The following is a 22,616-nucleotide window of genomic DNA, read 5'->3' as shown; positions in this document are numbered from 1 at the left end:
ACGCAGCACCGAGATCGACTGTCTGGTGACGTGGCGATCTCGGTGCCCGTCGCCTGGCAGGTCATCGGGTATTTCCTATTCGTAAGCGTCCTTGGCGCGATTATCTTTCTGGCGCTTGCCAGTTATTCGCGCGTGGAAACGGTTACCGGCCTGATAGTGCCCGATAGGGGAATCGTGACTATTGTCGCGCCTCGCAACGGGATCGTCATGTCGATCGCGGTAAGGGACGGGCACGACATCCGCGCCGGCACCGAGCTGGCGGCCATTCGCGCGGAAGAGGATGGTGCGGACGCGGTCTCGGTCGCCGGTCGGATGGAAGCGGCGGTCGGGCACCAGGATAGCAGCCTCGCGGCGCAAATGGCGGCGGCGCGACAAGCCGCGGATGCGCAGCTGCGCCAACTCGCGGCGCAACGCTTCGGCCTGTCGCAGGAGATCGCGCAGCTCCAGTCGCAGATTTCCCTGCAGCGCAACCTGATCGTCTCGGCGCAAAAGGATCATGAGCGCACGCGGATGATCGCCGAGCATGGTTTCATCAGCCAACGGGATCTGCAGGTGCGGGAAGAGACGCTCCTGGTTCGGCAGCAGGGCCTGTCGCAGCTGGTGCAATCCCTGGCGAGCAAGCGCGCTTCGCTGTCCGAAGTCGAGCGCAGCGCTGCCCAGGTCGAAGCCCAGGCGCAGTCGCAGCACGCCAGCCTTGCCGCAAGCCGCGCCGAAGTCGCGCGGCAGGCCGCCAGCATTGCCGGATCGCGCGCCTACACGCTGCGCGCGCCGGTTGCCGGCCGCGTGACCGCGCTGACGGCGCGGGTGGGGCAACTCGCCAGCGCCTCCGCTCCGTTGATGACGATCGTGCCGTCAGACTCGGTGCTCGATGCGCAGCTGGCAGTGCCAAGCGCCGCGATCGGTTTCATCAAGCCGGGGCAGGAGGTGCGCCTTGCCATCGATGCATTCCCGTATCAGCGGTTCGGGACGCTGAAGGGCAAGGTGCAGCGCGTCGCGTCGAGCGCGGTCAGCACGCAGACTCCCGGCGGTGCGACGATCTCGGTCTATCCGGTCACGGTGGCCCTGGAGCGGGCCGGTGTCCTCGCTTATGGCAAGCGCGAAGCGCTCGTCCCGGGCATGACGCTGACCGCGCGGATCGTGACCGAGAAGCAGTCCTTTCTGCAATGGCTCTTCGAACCGCTCTTCGCCGTGCAGCGCCGGTGACGCCGTCGATGCTCGATCTTGGCTTTCTAAGCCGTTCGCGCGTGCGCCTGGTGCGCCAGACCGAGATCGCGGAATGCGGCCTCGCCTCGCTGGCGATGGTAGCCAATTATCACGGCCTGGACGTCGATCTGGGCACGTTGCGTCGCCGCTTCGCGCCCAGTTTGCGCGGTGCCTCGCTTCGTTCGCTGATCGGTCTTGCGGACAAGATCGGCCTTACGCCGCGCGCAGTGAAGCTGCCGCTGGAGCAACTCGCCAACCTCCATGTCCCCTGCATCCTGCACTGGGACATGAACCATTATGTGGTGCTGGAACGGGTGACCGCGGGCAAGGCCCTCGTCCATAATCCGGATGGCCGGTCGTCCTGGCTGTCGATGGCGGAGGTTTCCGGGCATTTCACCGGCGTCGCGTTGGAACTGCGGCCCGGCGCGAACTTCCAGGCCGGCAGCCAGCGCGAGCGACTGCGACTTCCGCAACTCTGGCGGCGCATGACCGGGATGAAGCGCGCCCTTGCCCAGGTGCTCGTGCTCAGCCTCGTGCTGCAGATCTTCGTGCTGGCCTCGCCCTATTACATGCAGCTGGCGGTCGACAATGTCCTGCCCGCGCTCGATCGGGACCTGTTGGCGGTGCTGGCGCTCGGTTTCGGGCTGTTCACGCTCATCAATGCCGGTGCATCCCTGCTGCGTTCGTTCGTGCTCATGATCGCGGGCACGACACTTGGTTACGGACTTGCGTCGAACGTCGCGCGTCGATTGCTCCGCTTGCCGATCGACTGGTTCGAGAAGCGGCATACCGGCGATATCCTCTCGCGCTTCCAGTCCATCACCCCGATCCAGAATATGCTCACCCAGGGTGCCGTCGCCGCTATCGTCGACGGGTTGATGGCGACCCTGACCCTGGCACTGATGGTCTGGTACAGCCCGCTGCTCGCTTTCGTCTCGGCCGTGGCGTTCGGCCTCTATGGCGTGGTTCGGCTAGTGTCCTTCTCCTTCGAGCGCGAGGCTCAGGAAGCCGCGATCATCAGCAACGGCAAGGAGCAGACGACCCTTATCGAAACCATTCGCGGCATCACGACGCTGCGGCTGTTCGGGCGGGAAGCCTTTCGCCATGCCTTGTGGCAGACGCGCCTTACGGATGCGGTCAACGCCAATGTCCGGGTTGCCCGGATCGCCATCTGGCAATCGACGGCGAATCTGCTGATCTTCGGCATCGAGAACATCGTCACGATCTGGCTTGCCATCGGCTTCGTCGTCGACGGCGCCGGGTTCAGCCTTGGCATGGTGTTCGCCTATATGGCCTACAAGACGCAGTTCATTCAAAAGGCCGCCGGGCTGATCGATCAAGGCATCGCGTTCAAGATGCTCGGCCTTCATCTCGAACGGCTGTCGGACATCGCGCTTTCGAACGAAGACCGCAGCTTCGGCGTCGGCGCCGATATCGAGACGCCGCTCAAGGGCAATATCGAGCTACGGGAGGTGTTCTATCGCTACTCGCCTTCCGATCCGGCCGTTCTCGACGGCGTCGACCTGAAGATAGGTCAGGGCGAACACATCGCGATCACCGGTCCTTCGGGTGGCGGGAAATCGACGCTGGCGAAGCTGCTGCTCGGCCTGGTGGAGCCGGACAGCGGCGAGCTATTGGTCGATGGGATGCCGCTCTCGCGTTTCGGCTACAAGAGTTTCCACAACCAGGTCGCTGCCGTCTTGCAGGAGGACAGCCTCTTTGCGGGCACGCTTTCGGACAATATCGCGCTGTTCGACGACGGGATCGACATGGAACGCGTAATCGCCTCGGCCATGATGGCGGCGATTCACGAAGACGTCATGCGAATGCCGATGCAGTATGAAACCCTGGTCGGCGATATGGGATCCACGCTTTCGGGCGGGCAGAAGCAGCGCATCCTTCTTGCCCGGGCGCTGTATCGCCAACCCAGGATATTGATCCTGGACGAAGGCACCGCCCATCTGGACATGGCACACGAGCATGCCGTCAATGCGGCAATCGGGGCCATGGGCATCACGCGCATCGTCATCGCCCATCGCAGGGAAACCATCGAAGCGGCGGAACGGGTCCTGCTGATGACAGGCGGCAAGCTGGTCGATCCGCGCGCGTCGGAGGGGGGCGCGCTCTTGTAGGATCCGGGCAAAGCGCGGGATGACGGGTGTGGCCGGGTTTGATAGGAGCCCAGGCGTGAAAGCGATCTCCCCCTGGGCCTCCATGCCCGAAGCCAGCCGCGGCCGCCTCCATCCTGAGCCCGGCGGCACCGCGCGGGGGCCGCGCGATGCCTTTCAGCGCGATCGCGACCGGATCATCCATTCGATCAGCTTCCGGCGCCTGCGGCACAAGACCCAGGTATTCATGGCGCCCGATGGCGATCATTTCCGCGTGCGGCTCACCCATAGCCTGGAAGTCGCGCAGATCGGCCGGGCGATCGCGCGGACCCTGGGGCTCAACGAGGACCTGACCGAGGCGCTCTGCCTGGCGCATGACATCGGCCATCCGCCCTTCGGCCATGCCGGCGAAAAGGCACTGGGCACGGCGCTGGCCGGGCAGGGCGGCTTCGACCATAATGGCAACACGCTACGCACGCTTACCGCGATCGAGCGCCCCTATCCGGCCTGGGACGGGTTGAACCTCACCTGGGACACGCTGGAGGGGCTCGCCAAGCACAATGGCCCGATCGATCACCCCGAATGGGCGCTGGCCGAGGCGGACGCTGCGTTCCCGCTGGAGCTGACGAGCTGGCCCTCGCTCGAAGCCCAGGTCGCGGCGATCGCGGACGATATCGCCTATGACAATCACGATATCGATGACGGGCTGCGTGCCGGGCTGCTCCAGCTCGACCAGCTCTTCGAAGTGCCGATGATCGCCGCGGGCTGGCGCGAGGTGGAGGCGAAATTCCCCGGCTGCGAGCGCCGTCGCCTGATAAGCGAGCTGATCCGCGCCCAGATCGGCGCGATGGTCAACGACCTTATCGGCGCCACGCGCGCCCGTATCGCCGAGAGCGGCGTGGAGACCGTGGCGGACGTCCGTGCGGCGGGCCGGGTGCTCGCGCACTTTTCCGACGGAATGCGGGAAGCCGAACGCGGCCTCAAGCGCTTCATGTATGCCAATCTCTACCACCATCCGAGCCAACTCGCCGCGGCGGAGGCGGCCGGCACGGTGGTGGCCGGGCTGTTCGATGTCTATCGCGCCGATCCGTCGCTGATGCCCGTGCAATGGACCGAGGCACTGCCCGTCGAGGAGCCTGCCCGTGGCCGCCACATCGCCGACTTCATTGCCGGGATGACCGATCGCTACGCCATTGCGCGCTACAGGGAACGGGTCGGCCCGATCGATCTGCCCGAGGGGTTCTGACGCGCGAAGGGCCGGAGCGTCGCCGTTCCGGCCCTTGCGGCGCTCCGGTTCAGCGCGCGGCGATCTGCGCCGGCGTCCTTTCCCTGGGTGCGCGGAACGAGACGCGCGTGCCGTTCACATAGCCCTCGACCCAGCCGTTCTTCACGTTCAGGCGGAATTCGCCGCCCTTGCTGGTGCGGCCGGCAAGGACCTGGGCCTTGTCCTTCGTGGTGATCGAATAGGTATAGGTCACGCCTTCATGGGTGAAGCTGCGCTCGCCGGCGATCGCGGCCGGGGCAGTGAAGGCCGGGACGGCGGCGGCAGCCGCAAGGAGGAACTTCGACACGATCTTTCTCCTTGATTGATCAGGAGCCAGACCGGCATCCGGTTTGTTCTGTTCTTGCGTCGAAGCATGTTGCGATGCGGCAAATCCGGCAATCGCAAAGGAGACTGGCACCAGTTGCAGGGTATGCACGCGAAGAAGGGACGAAAGGCGATGTCGAACCGCAACTGTGGCAAACTTCTGCGACACTTTGCGCGTAACCCGGACACATAACGGACAGGGGAGTCGCATGTCGGACGCCAGTATCGCGCTCAATCGCTTCGGTCTCGGTGCCAGGCCGGGCGAGGACGCCGGGGCCGATCCCCGCAAATGGCTCGCCGGGCAGATCGCGGGCTTCGATCCGCGCCCGCAGATGATCGCGGCACAGGTGCCGAGCACCCAGGTGGCGCGCGATCTCGCCGATTTCTACGAACGCCAGCGGCAGATCCGCCAGGCCGAGGGCCCGCGCAACCGGCAGCTGCCGCCGCAATCGCCGGCCGGGCCGGCGAAGCCCGCGAGCGCACAGCCGCCTATGGCAGGGGGCGGGGCGATGCAGGACATGCAATCCGCCGCGCCGGCGATGCAGGCCGGCATGCAGCCCGCGCTTTATCAGGGCGAGGACGCCGCGATGCTGGCGCGGCGCGAGGCACGGCGCCAGCAGCAGCAAGTCTATGTGAGCATGGTCTCCGCCCGTGCGCTGAGCGCGATCGCCACGCCCACCCCCTTCGCCGAGCGGCTCGTCCATTTCTGGGCGAACCATTTCGCCGTCTCGGCCGACAAGCTCGAACTGGTCGGGCTGGCGGGCACGATGGAGTTCGAGGCGATCCGCCCGCATGTGATGGGCCGGTTCGGCGACATGCTCAATGCGGTCGAGCGCCATCCGGCGATGCTGCTCTATCTCGATCAGGCGGTGTCGATCGGCCCCGACAGCCCCGCCGGCCAGCTCGCCGCCCGCCGGCAGGCGCGGCAGCGCGCGGGGCTCAACGAGAACCTGGCGCGCGAGATCATGGAACTCCACACGCTCGGCGTGCGCACCGTCTATACCCAGGCGGACGTGACCGAGTTCGCGCGGGCGATGACCGGCTTCACCGTGGCGGGCCTCGGCCGCGGCGCCGGCGCGCGCTATGCCGGCACCGCCGATGGCGAGCCTGGAAGCTTCGTCTTTGCCCCGCGGCTGCACGAGCCGGGCACCCGCACCATCCTGGGCAGGCAATGGGCGCAGGAAGGCGAGGCGCAGGCGGCCGCGGTGCTCGACCATCTCGCCACCCATCCGGCGACCGCGAAGCACATCGCGACCAAGCTCGCCCGGCATTTCGCCAGCGACGATCCCCCCGCGCCGCTGGTCGCGCGGCTGGAAAAGGCGTTCCTGAGCTCGGGCGGCGATCTGCCGACCGTCTATCGCACGCTGATCGCCTCGCCCGAATGCTGGTCCCCCCAGCCGGCCAAGTTCAAATCGCCCTGGGAATGGTCGATCTCGGCGCTGCGGGCGCTCGGCACGCAGCAGGTCCAGGCCAATGCGGTCAACGGGCTGCTGGGCCAGCTTGGCCAGCCGACCTGGAAGCCGGGGTCGCCGGCGGGCTGGGACGATGTCGCCGGCGCCTGGGCCGGGCCCGATGCAGTGATGCGGCGAGTCGAGGCTGCCGAGCGCATGGCGCAGCGCGCGCGCGATACGATCGATGCGCGGCAGCGCGCCGCGCAACTCTTCCCCGGCACGCTGAGCACCGGCACCGCCCAGTCGATCGCGCGTGCCGAAAGCCCGGGCCAGGGCCTCGCCCTGATGCTCGTCTCGCCCGAATTCATGCGGAGGTAAGCCCGATGACCGCACTTTCCCGTCGCAGCTTCGTCGCCCTTGGCGCCTCGGCCGTCTTCGCCTCCACCTTCGGCGCCCGCATGGCCTTCGCCCGTGCGGCGACCGACCGGCGCTTCGTCTTCATCATCCAGCGCGGTGCCGCCGATGGGTTGCACACGGTAGCGCCGGTGGGCGACCCCGCCTATGCGAGCCAGCGTGGCCAGCTCGCCCAGGATTTCGCCTCGGCGCCGAAGCTGGACTCGATGTTCGCGCTCCATCCGTCGATGAAGAACATCCACGGCCTCTATGGCGCGAAACAGGCGCTGTTCCTGCACGCCGTCGCCTCGCCCTATCGCGACCGTTCGCATTTCGACGGGCAGAATGTGCTCGAGACCGGCGGTACCTCCGCCTATCAGGTCAAGGACGGCTGGCTGAACCGGCTGCTCACGCTGTTGCCCGCCGACGACAAGGCGATCGCACTCGCCGCCACGGTGCCGCTGGCGCTGCGCGGGCCGGTGGAAGTGGCAAGCTATGCCCCTTCGGCGCTGCCCGACGCCTCGGACGACCTGCTGATGCGCGTCACCCAGATGTATCAGGGCGACGCCCAGCTCCACGGCATCTGGGAACAGGCGACGGCCACCAGGATGCTCACCAGCGATCTCGCGTCGGACAATGGCCGCAACGCCGCCGCCACGGGCGATCTCGCCGCCAAGATGCTGTCGGCCGAGAACGGCTCGCGGATCGCGATGATCGAGACCGGCGGCTGGGACACGCATGCCGGCCAGCGCGGCCGGCTGGCGGGCCAGCTCAACGGTCTCGACCAGATGGTCGGCGCGCTGCAGAAGGGGCTGGGCCCGTTGTGGAGCAGCACGGTGGTGCTCGTGGCCACGGAGTTCGGCCGCACGGTCAAGGTCAACGGCACGCAGGGGACCGATCACGGCACCGGATCGGTCGCGATGCTGATGGGGGGCGCCGTAAACGGGGGGCGGGTGGTCGCCGACTGGCCGGGCCTTGCCGACGCGGCGCTCTACGAGGATCGCGACCTGAAGCCGACGCTGGGGCTCGATACGGTGATCGGCTCCACGCTCGCCGCGCATTTCGACCTGACTCCGCAGATCGCGGCACGCACGCTCTTCCCCGAGGTGCAGATGGCGCGGCCGATCCAGGACCTGGTGCGGGCCTGACAACCAGCCATTAAGCCATCCACGCTATCGCTCGCCCGGATTTCCGGCAGCAAGGCGTGGGTGGCATGACCGAACTGGAACAGATACTCTCGACCGGCGAGGGGAGACGCGCGCTCGATCGCTATTTTGCGGGGCTGATCCGCGCGCTCGATTTCGCCGCGCTCGAGACCGAGCTCGCCATGCTTCTCGAGGAGCATCCCTCCGCCTTCGCGCCGCTGTGCCGCGCCAGCATGCGCGAAAGCGTCGAGATCGTCGGCTGGGAACGCGTCCATGCCGATATCCTTGCGATGGACCGCAAGGGCAGCCGCTGTACCGCGCTGGGCATCGACCTGACCGGCCATTGGGAAGGCGAGGGCCCCGGCTTCGAAGTCTCGCTCTATGACGATGGCAGCTTCGCCTTCTCCACCGCCAGCCGCGCGGCGCTGCTGGAAGCCTCCGAAGGCCATGCCACGCCCTGGCAGGGATGTTTTGTCGAGATCGAGACTTCGCTCGAATGCCGCGGCCTCGCGCTGCTCGACGGCGCGATCCGCGCCTATCCGGGTCGGCATGCTGTTCCGAGCCAGGCATTGCCGCGCGACTATGCCGGTTTCGTCATCGCCTTGTGGTGGCTCTATCTGCGCGTCCATCAGGGCGTGGCCGACGCACTCGCGCATCATGGCCTGCCCCGCGCGATGCCGGTGCTCGTCGACGAGCATGATTTCGGCCCGCAAGTAGGCGGGGTCCTCCTGTGCGAGCATGTCGCCGACAGCGCCGAGCGCAGCGCCCGCATCCTCGACGCGCGGACGGTGGAAAATCGCCTTGCCTATGATCGCCTCACCGAGCAGCTGATCATGGAAGTCCGCGAGAAGCGGGCCGTGGTCCGCAACTGGAGCTTCTGGGGCAACCGCACGCAACGCCGCAACGCGATCGAACTGCTCGAGGCGAGCGACAAGCTCATGTTCCAGGACGTCGTCTCGACGCGTGGCCAGCTGTCGGTGTGGCTGCTTTCCGATCGCGAGTTCGAAATGCTGCTCGACCGCTATCGCGAGCATCGTCGCCCGGGATCCAGCGGCGAGCAGCATCCCGATCCCGGCGAGGAGCGCACCCAACTCCATCTGATGTTCCTCCAGCACGCGCTCCAGTTCGGCGGGCGTGCCGTGCAGCGCGAGTTCCTGGCGCATCGCGGCCGGGCGGCGTGAAACGCCGATCCGGCCTTGGGGGCTGTCTTCCCATGAAAGGCGGGGCCTGGATAAAGCGTTGATATCGCGGGCCTACCGGAAAACCCGGCTTTAACCTTCATGCCACAATATGCGCCGATCAAGCGTTGAGGACTGAGAGTGCCGCTGTCGCCCCGATCGCCCGGACCCTTGCGCATCGCGCTCGCTACGCTTGGCAAGTGCGCGCTCGCGCTCACCGTGTTCACGGTCATCTTCGGCGGATGGCAATGGGTCCTGGCGCGCCAGCCCCTGCCCGGGGCGTCGAACCGCCAGGGCGCGTGCGTGCTGTGGTTCGTCGGCAGCTCGACGATGAGCCGCTGGTCCTCGCTTCAGGACGATCTCAAGCCCTGGATCGCGCAGAATCGCGGCATGGGCGGCGCCACGATGGCGGAGATCAACCTCCACATCGCGAACGATCAGGCGAAACGCGCGCCCCAGGCGATCGTCTATTATGCCGGCGACAACGATCTCGCCTTCGGCCGCTCGGTGGACGAGACGGTGGGGGATCTGCGCGAGTTCCTCGCCATCAAGTCCCGCCTGTTCGGCCAGACGCCGGTGTTCGTCATCTCACTGAAGCCCAGCCCCCTGCGCTGGGATCAGCGCGCCCAGCAGGATCGGTACAACATGGCCGCGCGGACGATTGCCGGGCAGCGGCCGGACGTCACCTATGTCGACATCGTGCCCTTGCTGCTCGAGCAGGGGCGGCCGGGGCCCTTCTACAGCGAGGACGGCCTGCACCTGAACGACCAAGGCTATCGGCGCTGGACGATCGCGCTGCGCCACGCACTGGACGAGAAACTGCCCCGCGCCGTCCTGCAACGATGCCATAAGGAAGTTTCGTAGACCCGGATGCCTGTCGATGCCCCGCGACGAAGGTTACGACAGTATTCATACCGTTTCGTTGCCGCAAGGAACGGCTGATTAAGCAATTTGATCTAGCCAACTTCCAGTCGACTGCATCCGCAGTTGCACCGGGGGGCGAGTTTGCGAAGCGAGCGGATTGCCGGCCTGGACAATTGGCGCGCGCTGCTGATGCTGGCGGGGATATTCCTGCATGCCACCACCGTGCAGGAGATCGATCGGCCCGTGTTCGTGCTGATCGCCAAGACATCCTCCAATTTCCGGATGGGCGCCTTCTTCGCAATCGCCGGGCTGCTCAGCCTGCTCGCGATCCGCAAGCATGGCGCCGATCCCTGGCTGGCGCGCCGGAGCTTCCAGATCGGCATTCCCATGTGCTTCGGATTGCTCCTGCTCGCTCCGCTGATGAGCGCCTGCATCAGCTGGCATGCGTTCGGCACGATGATGCCGGCGCTGCCGGAGCTTGGCTGGTGGCATTTCTGGTTCCTTGTCGATCTGCTCGCCTTTGCTCCGATCACCTTCTGGCTCTTTCGTGCCGACCAGGGGCACGCGGTCTTCGCCCGGATCGATCGATGGGTGGAGCGCGATCGCCCCTCGGTGACGTTGATCGTCCTGGCGGTGGGCGTGGTCGCGACCGTCGGCGTCCTTCTCGTCGCGCGGCTGGCAAGCGTCGCGGGGGCGCTGGCCGAGCCGGTCTGGGCGGTCCACCAGGTGCTGGGCTATGCGCCGCTCTATGCATTCGGCGTGATCATGGCCGGCTCGCCCGCGCTGTTCCGCCATGTGACCGCGCGTACCGGGCCGGCCTTTACCGTGCTGGCGGCGGTGTTCGCGCTTTGCCTGGCCTCGCGGCTGCTGCCCGGGGGCGGGAAGGGACTCTTCGATGGCCCGGCCAGCCCGCTCAACGTGGTGACTTCCTGCCTTTGTCCCCCGGCGGTCACCGTATTGATCCTGCGTTCGGCGATCGCGATGCGCGCGACGCCGCCGCTGTTCCGGCGGGTATCGGACGCGGCCTTCACCATCTATATGGTGCATTTCCCGATCATCCTGGCGCTCGACCTGCTGCTCGATCCGCTGCGGCTCGATCCCTATGTCTCCTATCTGCTGCTCGTGGGATCGTCGGGCTGGCTCTCCTATCTGGTGCATCGCCTGATCGTCCGGCGCTTCCCGCTCGCCGCGATGCTTCTCAACGGCGTCAACCCGGCAAGGCTGCGCGCGGCCGTTACCGAATAGGCCGCTGCCGCGAACCTCGGGAACGGCATCCCGTGCAACTTACATACGTTCTTGATTGCATGTAAATGTGCGCCTAGGCTGCCGCTACCGGCGGAGACCGGCGATCGGGGAGGACCAGTTGCGCATCCGGGCCATGGGCCGGTGCGCCATGCACAAGCCATTTTCCCGCCCGCCTCTCCGTGCGGACGAGCCGCGCGATCGACGCGGTTCGAAGGAGAAGAACAACAAGCGCAAGGAGAGGCAGATGACGAGACTATCCCGAGCGATCTGTACCATGCTGGTTTCCGCCACGGCGCTCGCCGCCGTCCTGCCGGCGTCCGCGCAATCGGTCCCCAACGCGCCGACCGGCCCGGTGGAGACGCAATATTATGCCAATGGCAGCTATGCGACGACCACGACGCGCTCCGCCGCAGCCTGCGATTCCAAGGGCAATCAGTGCGATGTCTTCTATCCGTCCAACATCGCATCGCTGAACGTCCGCCTGCCGCTGGTGGTTTGGGCCAATGGCACCGGCTCCACGCCGGACAATTACACCAACTGGCTGAAGCATCTGGCCAGCTGGGGTTTCGTCGTCGTGGCGACGCGCGACCAGCAGACGGGCTATGGCAATACCGTGCTGGATTCGCTGGCCTATATGCGGGCCGAGGAAGCGAGTCCGTCCAGCCCCTTCTATCACCGCATCGATTTCGCGCATGTCGGCGCGGCGGGCCATTCGCAGGGGGCATCGGGCGCCGCCAATGCGATGTTCCACTCGAGCGGAGCGATCACCACGACGGTGACGTTCGAGCTGCCGAACCAGAACTGGTGCAATCCGGCGGACAATTGCCTGCTCACGCCGACGCTGACCGGCGGTTCGGGGTCGATCTTCTATGTGAGCGGCACGGCGGACAGCCTTATCGCCCCCGATACACAGAGCGGCGGCACCCAGCTCAATTCGCAAACGGCCTATTACAACGCCACGCCGGGCACGATGCTCAAGGCCAAGGGCCTGCTGAAGGGCGCGAATCACAACGACATCACCGGTACCCCGGGATGCGGCGTGCTGGGCTTCCTCAAGGCCTGCGCCAACGGCGTCTATGGCTATATGGGCTTCCCCACCGCCTGGCTCGCCTGGCAGCTGAAGGGCGATGCGGTCGCGGGCGCCGCGTTCAAGAACGGCACCGGGGAGTTCTTCACTGCGAATGCCTGGACGGGGCGCGTCTCGAACATTCCCTGAGCCTCCGGTCCTGAACTTCTGGTCGCGCGCCGCGGTCCGGGCGGCGCGCGGCCAACCCCCATCCATGGAAGGCAGGAACATGGTTCGTACCTACTGCATCGTCGCGATTCTGGTCGTAGCGGCGGCGGTTGCCGGATTTTTCGCATGGCCGCGAAGCGCGCCCGTTGCGGCCGACGCCGGCGCGGTCGTGGTGCGGCCGGCCGACGCTGCGCCCACTCCGGCGCCGGTGCCCATGGTGGAACCCGTCGCGCCGGCGCCGCAGCCGCGATCGGCGGTGGAAACCGCGATCCTCGCATCGATGGAGGACCCGCGGGCCGAGCTGCGCGATGTCGTCGTTCGGCGGGACGCGCCGCAGATCGCCTGTGGCGAGAAGCGGACTGCGCGGGACCCCGTGTTCAGGCGCTTCGTATGGCTGGGGCATCTGAAGATGCTCGCGACCGACGACGGGACGAAGGACTTCGCCAACATCGCCGCGGTCTGCCGGGAGGGGCAGCCGGTTCCCTGATCCGTCAGCCGTTCGGCAACGCGACCGGGCGCCCCCGCGAGTCGATGACGCCCGCGCTCGTCGCGCCGTCGATCAGCAGCCGCAGGAAATCGATCGAGCGCCGCATCTCCGCGGGGTTCGGCGCAAGGACCTGCGCGATCGACAGCCCGCGCACGGCCCAGACGAACAGGCGGATCCCGGCGAGCACGTCGCCATCCTCTCCGCTGCCGAACTGCTGCTTGATGGTTTCGAGCGACATCTGCTCCACCTTCGCCTGCATCGGCGTGACCAGCTCGGCCAGCTCGGGATCGCTGCGCGATGCCTGAAGTATCTCGAGCACGGCGAGGCCGGAGGGCCTGCTCAGCACTTCCCAGAGCATTTCGGGCCAGTCGGAGAGGCGCGCGCCGCGGCCGGTGTCTGCCGCGATCCGTTCATAGGCGCGCTTCTCGCGCTCGTAGACGGTCCCGATCACATCGGCCATCAACTGGACGCGCGTGCCGAAATGATGGTGGAGCGCGCCGCGGGTCACGCCGGCTTCCTCCGCGATCGCTTCGGTCGAGGTGCCGCTATAGCCCTTGCGGTAGAGCAATCCTATCGCGGCATCGAGCAGCGCTTCCCGCGTTTCCGCAGTGCGTTCCGCCTGTGTCCGACGCTTGCTGCCCGAAGCTGCTGCCGCCACCTTGTCCTACGTCCTTCCCGATCGCCGGTTCCGGCAAAAGCAGCCCATTTGGCGGCTCGCGGCAAGGTCCGTCAACACGCGCCGCCCCGCAGGGCGCGAGAATGGCGAAGTTCGGCCGGGGGCTGTGCAGTTTCGGCCGCATCCGCTAAGGCGCGCGCTTCCGCAACCACTGGAACCCTGAATGACGCTCTACGCACGCTTCGCCGCGCATCTGAACCTCGCTCTGGATGCGCTCGTCCTCGCCGGTGACCTGCCTGCGGGGCTGGAGCGACGTGCGGTCACCGTCGAGCCGCCGCGCGACGCCTCGCATGGAGATCTGGCCACCAATGCCGCGATGGTCCTCGCCAAGCCGGCGGGCACCAATCCGCGTGCGCTGGCCGAGAAGATCGGCGCGGAGCTGGAGAAGCTGGACGAAGTCGCCTCGGTCTCGATCGCGGGCCCCGGCTTCATCAACCTGACGCTCACCGACGCGACCTGGCGCGGCGAGCTGATGGCAATCCTCGATGCCGGCGACGAATATGGCCGCTCCACCATGGGCGCGGGCACGACCGTGAACGTCGAATATGTCTCGGCCAATCCGACGGGCCCGATGCATATGGGCCATTGCCGCGGCGCGGTGGTGGGCGATGCGCTCGCTTCCCTGCTCGAATTCGCCGGGCACAAGGTGATCCGGGAATATTATGTCAACGACGCGGGCGGCCAGGTCGACGTGCTCGCCCGCTCTGCGCATCTTCGGTATCGGGAAGCGCTGGGCGAGACGATCGAGATTCCAACCGGTTTCTATCCCGGCGACTATCTGAAGCCGGTTGGTGCGAAGCTCGCCGCCGAGTTCGGCGACAGATATGTCGGCGCGCCCGAGAGCGAATGGCTCGTGCTCTTCCGTCAGATCGCCGTCGCCGCGATGATGGACATGATCCGCGCCGACCTGGCGCTGCTCGGCATCCATCACGACCTGTTCTCGTCCGAGGCCGAGCTCCAGGCCGCGGGCAAGCCGGAACAGGCCGAGGCGTGGCTGCGCGCGCGCGGCTATGTCTATGACGGCGTGCTCGAAGCGCCCAAGGGCGAGACGCCCGAGGACTGGGAACCGGTCGAACTGCCGCTGTTCCGCTCGACGCAGTTCGGCGACGATCAGGATCGGCCGATCAAGAAGTCGAACGGCGCCTGGACCTATTTCGGTGCCGATCTCGCCTATCACTTCCAGAAGGCCCAGTCGGCCGACCAACTGATCGATATCTGGGGGGCGGACCATGCGGGCACCGTCAAGCGCATCGTTGCGGCGGTACAGGCGCTCACCGGCGGCGAGACCAAGTTCGACGTCAAGCTGGTCCAGATGGTCCGGCTCATGCGCGACGGCGAACTGGTCAAAATGGGCAAGCGCGCGGGCAATTTCGTGACGCTTGCCGATGTCGTCCAGGAAGTCGGCAAGGATGTGGTCCGCTTCACCATGTTGACTCGCAAGGCCGATGCCCAGATGGACTTCGACTTCGCCAAGGTGGTGGAGGCGTCGAAGGACAATCCGGTCTTCTACGTCCAGTATGCGCATGCCCGCGTCGCTTCGCTCCAGCGGCGCACCGCGGAGGCGGGGATCGCCTGTGCCGATGTGAATCTGTCTCTGCTTGATACACAGGAGCTTCGGCTGGTTAAGGCCGCCGCGCAGTTCCCACGGATCGTCGAGGCAGCGGCATCGGCGCGCGAGCCACATAGAATTGCCTTTTATCTCTATGATTTGGCGGCTGAGCTCCATAGCCTGTGGAATCTCGGCAAGGACGATGCGAGCCGCCGCTTCCTGATTCCGGATCAACCGGCATTGACATGTGCGCGGCTTTATCTGGCGCGCTCGATTGGGCAGATTGTGCGTAACGGCCTCCGCATCATGGGCGTCGAGGCTGTCCAGGAGATGTAAGGAATGAACATGCGTGGGGGGGAGGCCGGATTCGGCGATGACGATCGCCTTCCCTGGCTGGAGACGGTGGAGGAGGATTATCGCGAGGGGCCATCCTTCGGTCGCCTCCTGCTGCTCGTCGTCCTGCTCCTCGCCGTGCTCGGCGCGGGGGCGTTCGGCTATTATTGGTACCAGAAGCAGAAGAGCCTGGTCGGCAATGGCGAGCTGATCGCTGCGCCCGAAGGCGACTACAAGGTCAAGCCCGACGAACCCGGCGGAATGAAGGTGGATGGGGAGGGGGACACCGTCTTTGCCACCAGCCAGGGCGACAGCGGCAATTCGAGCATCGACACCAGCGCGCTTCCCGAGGCGCCGGTGGACGGCAAGAAGGTGACGGAGAAGGCGCCGACGCTGACCGGGGAGAAGCATGCCAAGGTCGCGATCCCCTCGAGCGCGGCCGTTGCCAAGACGGAGGCCCAGCCCAGGCGCGTGCCGGCGATTGCTCCGCAGGCCGGTGGCGCGGGCGCGCTGATCCAGCTCGGCGCCTTTCCGGATGAAGGCGGCGCCAATGCCGCCTGGGCGCGCCTTTCGAAGCGCTTCTCCTATCTCGCGCCGCTGGGCAAATCGGTCGAGCGCGGCGAGAAGGACGGCAAGTCGGTGTTCCGCCTGCGCGTGAATGCCGGCTCGAACGGACAGGCGAAGGAGCTCTGCGGCAAGCTCAAGGTGGCGGGCGAGAGCTGCTACGTGGCGAATTGACGGCCGGGCGCCGCGTCCTGCGGTCCTGCTGACGGCACGTCATGCCGTGCAGGCATGGCCGATGTCGGGGGAGGGGCTTATCCGGCGCGCCCGGCTCCGCTAAGACGCTTCCATGAAGCCCGTAATCTTCGGCGTATCCGGCCTGTCGCTCACGGCCGAAGAGCGCGATTTCTTCCGTGACGCCGATCCGCTCGGCTACATCCTGTTCAAGCGCAATTGCGAGAGCCGCGACCAGATGCGCGCGCTTACCGAGAGCCTGCGCGAGCTGAGCGGCCGGGCCGATTTGCCGATCCTGATCGACCAGGAAGGCGGCCGGGTCAGCCGGATGGTGCCGCCCGAATGGCCGGCCTTCCCGGCGGGCGAGAGGTTCGGCAGGCTCTATGACGTCGCACCCGTCTCGGCGATCGAGGCGGCGCGGGCGAACTATCATGCGCTGGGCATGATGCTCGCCGAAGTGGGCGTGACCGTCGATTGTGCGCCGCTGCTCGACGTCGTCACGCCCGAAGTGACCCAGGCGATCGGCGACCGCGCCTTTGGCGGCGAGCCGATGCGGGTCTCGGCGCTGGGGCAGGCCTGTGTCGAGGGGTTGCGCCGGGGCGGCGTGGTCGGCGTGGTCAAGCACATGCCGGGCCATGGCCGCGCGCTGGTCGACAGCCATCTCGAGCTGCCGCGCGTGCGCGCCGATGCGGCGGCGCTGGAGGCCGACATCGCGCCGTTCCACGCGCTCAGGCATGCGCCGATGGGCATGACCTGCCATGTGGTGTTCGAGGCATGGGATGCCGAGCGCCCCGCCACGCTCTCGCCCAGGGTCATCGGCGAGATCATTCGCGGTCGCATCGGCTTTGACGGCCTGCTGATGACCGACGATATCGATATGAAGGCCCTCTCCGGAACGCCGGGCGAGAAGGCGGCGCAGGCGCTGGCGGCAGGCTGCGACGTGGTGCTCGATTGCTGGGCGCGAATGGAGGAGATGGTCGAGATCTCCGGCCTGCTGCCCGACGCCACGCCGATGTGCATCGAGCGGCTCGACCGGGCGATGGCGACCACCGGCGCGGACGAACCCGAGGCGGACTTCGCGGAACTGATCGCCAGGCGCGACGCGCTGCTGGCGCTGGCGTGACTTCTCCCTCCCTTCGGAGGGAGATGACACCGCCGCTCCGACCTGCTTAATTCCCGGCATGGACGTCGAGACACCCGACACCCTGAAGATCGACATCGACGGCTGGGAAGGGCCGCTCGACCTGTTGCTCGCGCTCGCACGCAATCAGAAGGTGGACCTGCGGCAGATCTCGATCCTCCAGCTCGTCGAGCAATATCTCGATTTCGTGAACCAGGCGCGCGAACTCAGGCTCGAGCTGGCCGCCGACTATCTCGTGATGGCCGCCTGGCTGGCCTATCTGAAATCGGCGCTGCTGCTCCCGCGCAACCCCGAGGAGACGCCGAGCCCCGAGGAGCTGGCGCTGCGCCTGCAGCTGCGTCTCGAGCGGCTGAACGCCATGCGCGATGCCGGTGCCCGGCTGATGGCGCGCGACCGCACCGGGCGCGATAACTTCTTCCGCGGTGCGCCGGAGGGACTACGGGTGCTGCGCAAGGCGCGCTGGGAAGCCGAGATATACGACCTGATCGCCGCCTATGGCCGGATCAGCGCGCGCACCCGGCCGGTGATGCATGTGGTCGCGCACCGCGACGTGATGACGCTGGAGGCGGCGATCGAGCGGGTCTCGGCACTGATCGGCACGCGGATCGAATGGAGCACGCTCCAGTCCTTCCTTCCCGAAGGCGCGACCGGACCCTATGCCAAGTCGGCGCTCGCCTCGTCCTTCGTGGCCGCGCTCGAGCTGGCCAAGCAAGGCAGGGTGGAGCTGCGGCAGAAATCGGCCTTTGCGCCCCTCTATCTCAAGGCCGCCGGATGACTCCCGAGGACGCAGCTTCGCGCGCGGTGGAGGCCGTGCTGTTCGCTTCCGAGCACCCGATGACCGTGGACGAGATCCGCGCCCATGTCGGCGCGGAGATCGACCTGCGCGGCGCGCTCGCCGCGCTGGAGGCCCTGTATGCCGGGCGCGGGATCGAGCTGGTCCGCCGCGGCGACCGCTGGCACTTTCAGACCGCGGCCGATCTTGCCCATCTGCTGCGCCGCAACCGGGAGGAGAGCCGCAAGCTCAGCCGTGCCGGCATCGAGACGTTGGCGATCATTGCCTATCACGAACCGGTGACTCGCGCCGAGATCGAGGCGATCCGCGGCGTACAGATTTCCAAGGGTACGATCGACGTGCTGATGGAGGCGGGCTGGGTGCGCCCGGCCGGCCGCCGCGAAGTGCCGGGACGGCCGCTGATGTATGCCACCACGGGCGGCTTCCTCACGCATTTCGGCCTTTCCAGCCGCCGCGACCTGCCGGGGATCGACGATCTGAAGGCTGCCGGACTGCTCGATCCGGTCGACCTCGCCATGGAGGTGCTGGGCGAAAGCGACGCCGCCGAGGCACCCGAAAGCGAAACTGTCACAGACGACGAATAGGGCGCTCCCGCGTTGGCCATTGCCGCTGCTGCGCGCGGGGCCTAGATAGAGCTTGAATCAAGGAGATTTGTTATGGGTATGGGCAGCATCTGGCACTGGCTCGTGCTGGGCTTGATCGCGATCCTCCTGCTCGGCGGCGGTCGCTTCTCGAACATGATGGGCGACGTCGCCAAGGGTATCAAGCAGTTCAAGAAGGGCATGTCCGAAGACGAAGAGGACAAGCCGGCAACCCGCATCGAAGGCAAGGCGGCTCCCGAGCCTACCGTGCAGCGCGAGGCCGAGGCCGCGCGTGAAGAGAAGCTCTGAACTTCCGCGCCGCTCCCGGCTCAGGGCGCCGGGGGCCGCTTCTGGCGATTTGATCGATGCTTGATTTCAACGCGCCCGAATTCGTGGTCGTCGCCATTGTGGCGCTGCTCGTGATCGGGCCCAAGGATCTGCCCAAGGCGATGCGCTTCGTGGGCAAATGGTTCGGCAAGGCGCGTGCGGTGACGCGCCAGTTCCGCTCGGGGTTCGATGCCATGGTCCGGGAGGCGGAGCTGGCCGAGCTGGAGAAGCAATGGGCGGAGGAGAATGCCCGCATCATGTCCGAGCATCCGCCGGCGGCGCTTCCCGCGCCTGCGGCGGAGGTGCATCATGTTGCCGAGGATGCGCCGCCCGTAATGGTGGAGCAGCCCGCGATTACCGGCGAGACGCCCGGCGTCTCCGCGCCCAAGCCCAAGCCCAAGCGCACCCGCAAGGCGCCCGCCGCGGCGGCCGAGGCCCCGGCCGTCGAGAAGATCGTCAAGCCCGCGCCGAAGCCCCGGGCGCGCAAGGCTTCCGCCGCCGGCGCAACCGCTCCGGTTGAGGCAGGCAAGCCTGCCGCCAAGCCGCGCACCCGCAAGCCTGACGCGGTTCCGCCGGCCGAGGCCGCCGAATGAGGGACATCGACGATACCCAGCAGCCGCTGCTCGAGCATCTGATCGAGTTGCGTCGCCGCCTGCTCTACTGCGTGGCCGCGCTGCTGGTGACGTTCGCCGCCTCGATGTATTTCTCGCGGGAAGTGCTCAGCATCCTGGTCCATCCGCTCGCGGAAGCCGGGCAGAAGAAGATCATCTACACGCAGGTCTTCGGGGCTTTCTTCGTCCAGCTCAAGGTGGCGTTCTTCGCGGCGATGATGCTGTCCTTCCCGGTGATCGCGACCCAGCTGTGGCAGTTCGTCGCGCCGGGGCTCTACCGGCGGGAGAAAAAGGCGCTGCTGCCTTTCCTGCTGGCGACGCCGGTGCTGTTCATCGGCGGGGCCGCGCTGGCCTATTTCGTGGCGATCCCCACTGCCCTGCACTTCCTGCTCGGGTATCAGGGGGATCTCGGCAACAGCGGCGTCAAGCAGGAGGCATTGCCCGAGGCCGAGAAATATCTCGATTTCGTGATGCAGTTCCTGTTCGCGTTCGGCATCACTTTCCTGTTGCCCGTGCTGCTGATGCTGCTCGAGCGGGCGGGAATCGTCACCTACGAACAGCTCAAGGGCGCCTGGCGCTATGCCGTGGTCGCCGCCTTCGCGATCGCGGCGGTGCTGACGCCGCCGGATGTCGGCTCGCAGCTGCTGCTCGCGATCCCGCTGGTTGGCCTCTATTTCCTGTCGCTGGCGGCGATCTGGTTCACACGCCGCCGCCGTCCGGCAGCCGAACCCGAAGCCGAGGACGAGGTGGAGCCAGCCGAGGCCTGACATGAAAGACCCCTCCCGTCAGGAAGGGGTTCTTCTTCATGCCTTGGGATGCTGGTTATTTGGCGTTGTCCGCGGCCTTGGCGACCGTGTCGCCGGCCGAGGAAACGTCCCGGCCCATGCCTTCGATCGTGTTGCAGGCCGAAACCAGCATCGCGCCGGCAAGCGCGGCGCAGGCGATGATCTTACGCATCTTCACTCTCCAGAATACTGGCCCCCATTGGGGGCGCAGGACCAATGCACAGGTCGCCGCAAACGTTCCGTCCGCGCAGCAAGTGTCTGTGAATGCTAGGAAAGGTGCCAGGTAGCCCGAAATTTTTAGGCCCGGAAGCGTCACCGGGGGGGGGGAGGGTTGACGCTTCCGGGCCCATGTCTTGGATAGCGAGAGCGGGGGGGCAAAAGGTCACTATCCGAAGTGCAGAACGGTCCATGCGGGCCCGGGTTCCACGCCCTTCGATTTTTTTCGAACTTTTTTATCCAGGTTATTGCTCGGGCCAGTCGTCCCTAGGGGCGTCCGGTGATCGCGATCGCGGCCTCATAGGCGCCGCTGAGCGGATCGTGGTGCAGCTTGGTGCGCAGCTGCCGGGCGAGGCCGCCGATCACGCGGCCATAGCGATTCTCCACCAGCGTCTCGATCACGGGGCTCTCGACCAGGGCGGGCGACGAGACGCGGAGGAGCGCCCTGCGCTCGTCGTCGTCGATCGGCTTAATCGAGATGCGTATCTGGGCGGACGGATTGCAGTTCATCGCCAGTTCGACGATCTCGGTGAGCAGGAACGCGACGGCGATCGCCACGTCCTGGTTCACCAGCACCGGCGAGACGTCGAGCGTCACGCCCAGGCCCTGGGCGCGCTCTGGCGCGGTGGCCCGGATATTGGCGGCGAGCTCGCCGATGACCGAGCGCAGGTCGAGCCCGCGATTCTCTTCCAGCTCGGCATAGTGATGGCGATGGACCACGGCGAGCGCGTCCACCCGGCGCTGGATCGAGGCATAGGCCTCGCTGGCTTCCTCGCTCCTGGCGCTGCGGGCGTGGAAGTTTATCAGGCTGGCGATCACCTGAAGATTGTTCTTCACCCGGTGATGGACCTCGCGGGTGAGCTTGGTCTGGCGCACCAGCCCCTCGGCCAGGTCGGCCTCATGCTCCTTCACGGTGCGGCTGATATCGCGGAAGGTATCGCCCAGCTCGCGAATCTCCGCGGCGGGCATGTCGCCGAAGCGCTCGATGTCGATGACTTCGCCCGGCTTGTAGGCGCCGACGCTGGCACGCAGGCGGCGGAGCGGCCGGATCAGCAGAATGTCGACGACGAACCAGCTGATGCCCGCCGCGGCGATCCACATCAGCACCAGCACCACGGTGTTGATGATCATCGGCGAGGTGATCGGGGTGCCCAGCATCGACATTTCGAGTTCGAGTCCGTCGATGCCCAGGTTGCTGGGAATGGTCTCGCGACGATCGAGCGGTCCCGCGCCCTCCAGCTTGCGCAGCACCAGCCGATCGCCGCGCTGTATCAGCGCCGCGCCATATTCGGGGACGAAGCCGCTCGGCTGGGCCACTGCGGCGAGCGTGGCCTTGGAATAGAATGCCGTCGCGGTGCTGCCGGTCCGGCCGCCGATACGCAGCGTCATGCCGTCCGCCTCGAGCGTGGTCCGCACCTGGCGGTGCTGGAGTCTCTCCCTGTCCTCCGCACGGAATCGCTGGCCGCAGATGACGCGGCCCTCGCCGTCGGCGATCGAGAAACGCGCCCCCGCCGTGGTGGCGAAGGTGCCCGCCAGGCGGGTACAGGCCGGGACGTCGTGGGGGTTGGCCTCCAGCGCGGCCAGCGCGTCGGCGAGCTGGCTCACATGGTTGACCAGGATGTCGCGCAGCACGCCCGAGCTTTCGCTGGCGGCGGCGCCCAGCCGCGCGCGCGCTTCGGTATCCGCGTTTCGGGTGCTCTGCAGCGTGGTGAACAATGCGATCAATGCCAGCGGCAACAGGCAGAGGATCAGGTAGAGGAAGACCTTGGCGCCGGTGGGCAATTGCACCAGCGCCGCGGCCGGACGAATCCTGGCGCGCGGTTCTTCGTCTGCGATGTCCATGGACTCCGGACTAGTCGAGCTTCTTCAGCAGGTCGAGCAGATCGTCGGGAACGGCTTCGCCCAAGGCCTCGTCATAGGCCTGACGCAGCGCGACGCCGACATTGCGACCGGGGCGACCGGTTTCCTTTCCGCCATCGGATTTGGGCGGTTTTTTCATTTTCTCATCCGCGGAACGCACCAATTCCCCCCTG

The 22,616-nt window shown here is 66.8% G+C and carries 23 protein-coding genes; 18 read left to right on the top strand and 5 right to left on the bottom strand.

Annotation, left to right across the window (positions count from 1 at the left end; all coding sequences use genetic code 11):
- The first annotated feature begins 30 nt into the window (after positions 1–30).
- From BGP17_RS00355 to BGP17_RS00345, 3 genes are read left to right on the top strand one after another with little or no spacing between them, the layout of a single operon-like run.
- A complete protein-coding gene (locus BGP17_RS00355) occupies positions 31–1,203 on the top strand; it encodes a beta-barrel domain-containing protein (RefSeq protein ID WP_286710655.1) in 1,173 nt (390 codons plus the stop codon).
- Positions 1,164–3,335 carry a peptidase domain-containing ABC transporter gene (locus BGP17_RS00350; protein ID WP_286710654.1) on the top strand — a complete coding sequence of 724 codons (2,172 nt, stop codon included), beginning with the start codon at positions 1,164–1,166 and terminating at the stop codon, positions 3,333–3,335. The genes BGP17_RS00355 and BGP17_RS00350 overlap by 40 nt, the downstream gene beginning before the upstream one ends.
- 55 nt (positions 3,336–3,390) lie before the next feature.
- Positions 3,391–4,557, top strand: a complete 1,167-nt coding sequence (locus BGP17_RS00345) for a deoxyguanosinetriphosphate triphosphohydrolase (RefSeq protein ID WP_286710653.1) — start codon at positions 3,391–3,393, stop codon at positions 4,555–4,557.
- 49 nt (positions 4,558–4,606) lie between these two features.
- On the opposite strand, the gene BGP17_RS00340 is transcribed toward BGP17_RS00345, so the two are convergent.
- Positions 4,607–4,882 (bottom strand): hypothetical protein, encoded by a 276-nt coding sequence (locus tag BGP17_RS00340; RefSeq protein WP_286710652.1) that lies wholly within the window; start codon positions 4,880–4,882, stop codon positions 4,607–4,609.
- Positions 4,883–5,108: 226 nt separating this feature from the next.
- On the opposite strand from BGP17_RS00340, the gene BGP17_RS00335 reads away from it, so the two are divergent.
- The 7 genes from BGP17_RS00335 (at position 5,109) to BGP17_RS00305 (ending at position 12,836) form a co-directional block, all read left to right on the top strand.
- The gene (locus BGP17_RS00335; RefSeq protein WP_286710651.1) at positions 5,109–6,668 is read left to right on the top strand and encodes a DUF1800 domain-containing protein; all 1,560 of its coding nucleotides are present in this window, start codon (positions 5,109–5,111) and stop codon (positions 6,666–6,668) included.
- 5 nt (positions 6,669–6,673) lie between these two features.
- On the top strand, positions 6,674–7,831 hold the full coding sequence (locus BGP17_RS00330) for a DUF1501 domain-containing protein (protein ID WP_167300668.1): 1,158 nt from the start codon (positions 6,674–6,676) through the stop codon (positions 7,829–7,831).
- A gap of 65 nt (positions 7,832–7,896) precedes the next feature.
- Positions 7,897–9,009 carry a hypothetical protein gene (locus BGP17_RS00325; RefSeq protein WP_286710650.1) on the top strand — a complete coding sequence of 371 codons (1,113 nt, stop codon included), beginning with the start codon at positions 7,897–7,899 and terminating at the stop codon, positions 9,007–9,009.
- A 168-nt stretch (positions 9,010–9,177) separates the two neighbouring features.
- A complete protein-coding gene (locus BGP17_RS00320) occupies positions 9,178–9,870 on the top strand; it encodes a GDSL-type esterase/lipase family protein (RefSeq protein ID WP_286710649.1) in 693 nt (230 codons plus the stop codon).
- A gap of 141 nt (positions 9,871–10,011) precedes the next feature.
- Positions 10,012–11,115, top strand: coding sequence for an acyltransferase family protein (locus BGP17_RS00315; protein ID WP_286710648.1), 1,104 nt, complete (start codon positions 10,012–10,014; stop codon positions 11,113–11,115).
- A gap of 244 nt (positions 11,116–11,359) precedes the next feature.
- A complete protein-coding gene (locus BGP17_RS00310; protein WP_286710647.1) occupies positions 11,360–12,331 on the top strand; it encodes a poly(ethylene terephthalate) hydrolase family protein in 972 nt (323 codons plus the stop codon).
- Between the two features lie 79 nt (positions 12,332–12,410).
- Entirely contained in the window at positions 12,411–12,836 is a 426-nt protein-coding gene (locus BGP17_RS00305; RefSeq protein WP_286710646.1) for a hypothetical protein, read from the top strand.
- Positions 12,837–12,840: 4 nt separating this feature from the next.
- On the opposite strand, the gene BGP17_RS00300 is transcribed toward BGP17_RS00305, so the two are convergent.
- Complete coding sequence (locus BGP17_RS00300; protein WP_167300662.1) at positions 12,841–13,494, bottom strand: TetR/AcrR family transcriptional regulator; 654 nt, start codon at positions 13,492–13,494, stop codon at positions 12,841–12,843.
- A 181-nt stretch (positions 13,495–13,675) separates the two neighbouring features.
- On the opposite strand from BGP17_RS00300, the gene argS reads away from it, so the two are divergent.
- From argS to tatC, 8 genes are all read left to right on the top strand, one after another.
- Positions 13,676–15,397, top strand: a complete 1,722-nt coding sequence (argS, locus tag BGP17_RS00295) for an arginine--tRNA ligase (protein ID WP_286710645.1) — start codon at positions 13,676–13,678, stop codon at positions 15,395–15,397.
- 9 nt (positions 15,398–15,406) lie between these two features.
- Positions 15,407–16,132, top strand: a complete 726-nt coding sequence (locus BGP17_RS00290; RefSeq protein ID WP_167300910.1) for an SPOR domain-containing protein — start codon at positions 15,407–15,409, stop codon at positions 16,130–16,132.
- A gap of 112 nt (positions 16,133–16,244) precedes the next feature.
- Positions 16,245–17,252 (top strand): beta-N-acetylhexosaminidase, encoded by a 1,008-nt coding sequence (gene nagZ / locus BGP17_RS00285; RefSeq protein WP_167300660.1) that lies wholly within the window; start codon positions 16,245–16,247, stop codon positions 17,250–17,252.
- Positions 17,253–17,310: 58 nt separating this feature from the next.
- Positions 17,311–18,045: a segregation and condensation protein A gene (locus tag BGP17_RS00280; RefSeq protein ID WP_086130381.1), complete on the top strand. Its 735-nt coding sequence runs from the start codon at positions 17,311–17,313 to the stop codon at positions 18,043–18,045.
- Positions 18,042–18,647: an SMC-Scp complex subunit ScpB gene (gene scpB / locus BGP17_RS00275; protein WP_286710644.1), complete on the top strand. Its 606-nt coding sequence runs from the start codon at positions 18,042–18,044 to the stop codon at positions 18,645–18,647. The genes BGP17_RS00280 and scpB overlap by 4 nt, the downstream gene beginning before the upstream one ends.
- A 72-nt stretch (positions 18,648–18,719) precedes the next feature.
- Positions 18,720–18,953 (top strand): twin-arginine translocase TatA/TatE family subunit, encoded by a 234-nt coding sequence (locus BGP17_RS00270; protein WP_086130383.1) that lies wholly within the window; start codon positions 18,720–18,722, stop codon positions 18,951–18,953.
- A gap of 56 nt (positions 18,954–19,009) precedes the next feature.
- The gene (gene tatB, locus BGP17_RS00265; RefSeq protein ID WP_286710643.1) at positions 19,010–19,564 is read left to right on the top strand and encodes a Sec-independent protein translocase protein TatB; all 555 of its coding nucleotides are present in this window, start codon (positions 19,010–19,012) and stop codon (positions 19,562–19,564) included.
- Entirely contained in the window at positions 19,561–20,349 is a 789-nt protein-coding gene (gene tatC, locus BGP17_RS00260; RefSeq protein WP_167300657.1) for a twin-arginine translocase subunit TatC, read from the top strand. Before tatB ends, tatC begins: the two co-directional genes overlap by 4 nt.
- Positions 20,350–20,404: 55 nt before the next feature.
- Here tatC and BGP17_RS00255 read toward each other — a convergent pair whose 3' ends face one another.
- From BGP17_RS00255 to BGP17_RS00245, 3 genes are all read right to left on the bottom strand, one after another.
- Positions 20,405–20,539 (bottom strand): entericidin A/B family lipoprotein, encoded by a 135-nt coding sequence (locus BGP17_RS00255; protein ID WP_167300656.1) that lies wholly within the window; start codon positions 20,537–20,539, stop codon positions 20,405–20,407.
- A gap of 311 nt (positions 20,540–20,850) precedes the next feature.
- Positions 20,851–22,425 carry a sensor histidine kinase gene (locus BGP17_RS00250; protein WP_167300655.1) on the bottom strand — a complete coding sequence of 525 codons (1,575 nt, stop codon included), beginning with the start codon at positions 22,423–22,425 and terminating at the stop codon, positions 20,851–20,853.
- A gap of 10 nt (positions 22,426–22,435) precedes the next feature.
- Positions 22,436–22,603, bottom strand: a complete 168-nt coding sequence (locus tag BGP17_RS00245; RefSeq protein WP_275915807.1) for a NepR family anti-sigma factor — start codon at positions 22,601–22,603, stop codon at positions 22,436–22,438.
- Positions 22,604–22,616 lie beyond the last annotated feature (13 nt).

The sequence above is a fragment of the Sphingomonas sp. 67-41 genome (genome assembly GCF_001899725.1).
Taxonomy (GTDB): domain Bacteria; phylum Pseudomonadota; class Alphaproteobacteria; order Sphingomonadales; family Sphingomonadaceae; genus Sphingomonas; species Sphingomonas leidyi.
Note: the sequence above shows the minus strand (reverse complement) of the source record. Positions and strands in the feature narration are given on the sequence as shown.

Bases quoted from the DNA above. Each gene is read 5' to 3' on its own strand.
- scpB (WP_286710644.1), top strand. From the start codon at position 18,042: ATGACTCCCGAGGACGCAGCTTCGCGCGCGGTGGAGGCCGTGCTGTTC.
- BGP17_RS00250 (WP_167300655.1), bottom strand. From the start codon at position 22,425: ATGGACATCGCAGACGAAGAACCGCGCGCCAGGATTCGTCCGGCCGCG.
- tatC (WP_167300657.1), top strand. From the start codon at position 19,561: ATGAGGGACATCGACGATACCCAGCAGCCGCTGCTCGAGCATCTGATC.
- BGP17_RS00270 (WP_086130383.1), top strand. From the start codon at position 18,720: ATGGGTATGGGCAGCATCTGGCACTGGCTCGTGCTGGGCTTGATCGCG.
- BGP17_RS00325 (WP_286710650.1), top strand. From the start codon at position 7,897: ATGACCGAACTGGAACAGATACTCTCGACCGGCGAGGGGAGACGCGCG.
- nagZ (WP_167300660.1), top strand. From the start codon at position 16,245: ATGAAGCCCGTAATCTTCGGCGTATCCGGCCTGTCGCTCACGGCCGAA.
- BGP17_RS00255 (WP_167300656.1), bottom strand. From the start codon at position 20,539: ATGCGTAAGATCATCGCCTGCGCCGCGCTTGCCGGCGCGATGCTGGTT.
- BGP17_RS00280 (WP_086130381.1), top strand. From the start codon at position 17,311: ATGGACGTCGAGACACCCGACACCCTGAAGATCGACATCGACGGCTGG.
- BGP17_RS00330 (WP_167300668.1), top strand. From the start codon at position 6,674: ATGACCGCACTTTCCCGTCGCAGCTTCGTCGCCCTTGGCGCCTCGGCC.
- BGP17_RS00305 (WP_286710646.1), top strand. From the start codon at position 12,411: ATGGTTCGTACCTACTGCATCGTCGCGATTCTGGTCGTAGCGGCGGCG.
- BGP17_RS00310 (WP_286710647.1), top strand. From the start codon at position 11,360: ATGACGAGACTATCCCGAGCGATCTGTACCATGCTGGTTTCCGCCACG.
- tatB (WP_286710643.1), top strand. From the start codon at position 19,010: ATGCTTGATTTCAACGCGCCCGAATTCGTGGTCGTCGCCATTGTGGCG.
- argS (WP_286710645.1), top strand. From the start codon at position 13,676: ATGACGCTCTACGCACGCTTCGCCGCGCATCTGAACCTCGCTCTGGAT.
- BGP17_RS00350 (WP_286710654.1), top strand. From the start codon at position 1,164: ATGGCTCTTCGAACCGCTCTTCGCCGTGCAGCGCCGGTGACGCCGTCG.
- BGP17_RS00290 (WP_167300910.1), top strand. From the start codon at position 15,407: ATGCGTGGGGGGGAGGCCGGATTCGGCGATGACGATCGCCTTCCCTGG.
- BGP17_RS00335 (WP_286710651.1), top strand. From the start codon at position 5,109: ATGTCGGACGCCAGTATCGCGCTCAATCGCTTCGGTCTCGGTGCCAGG.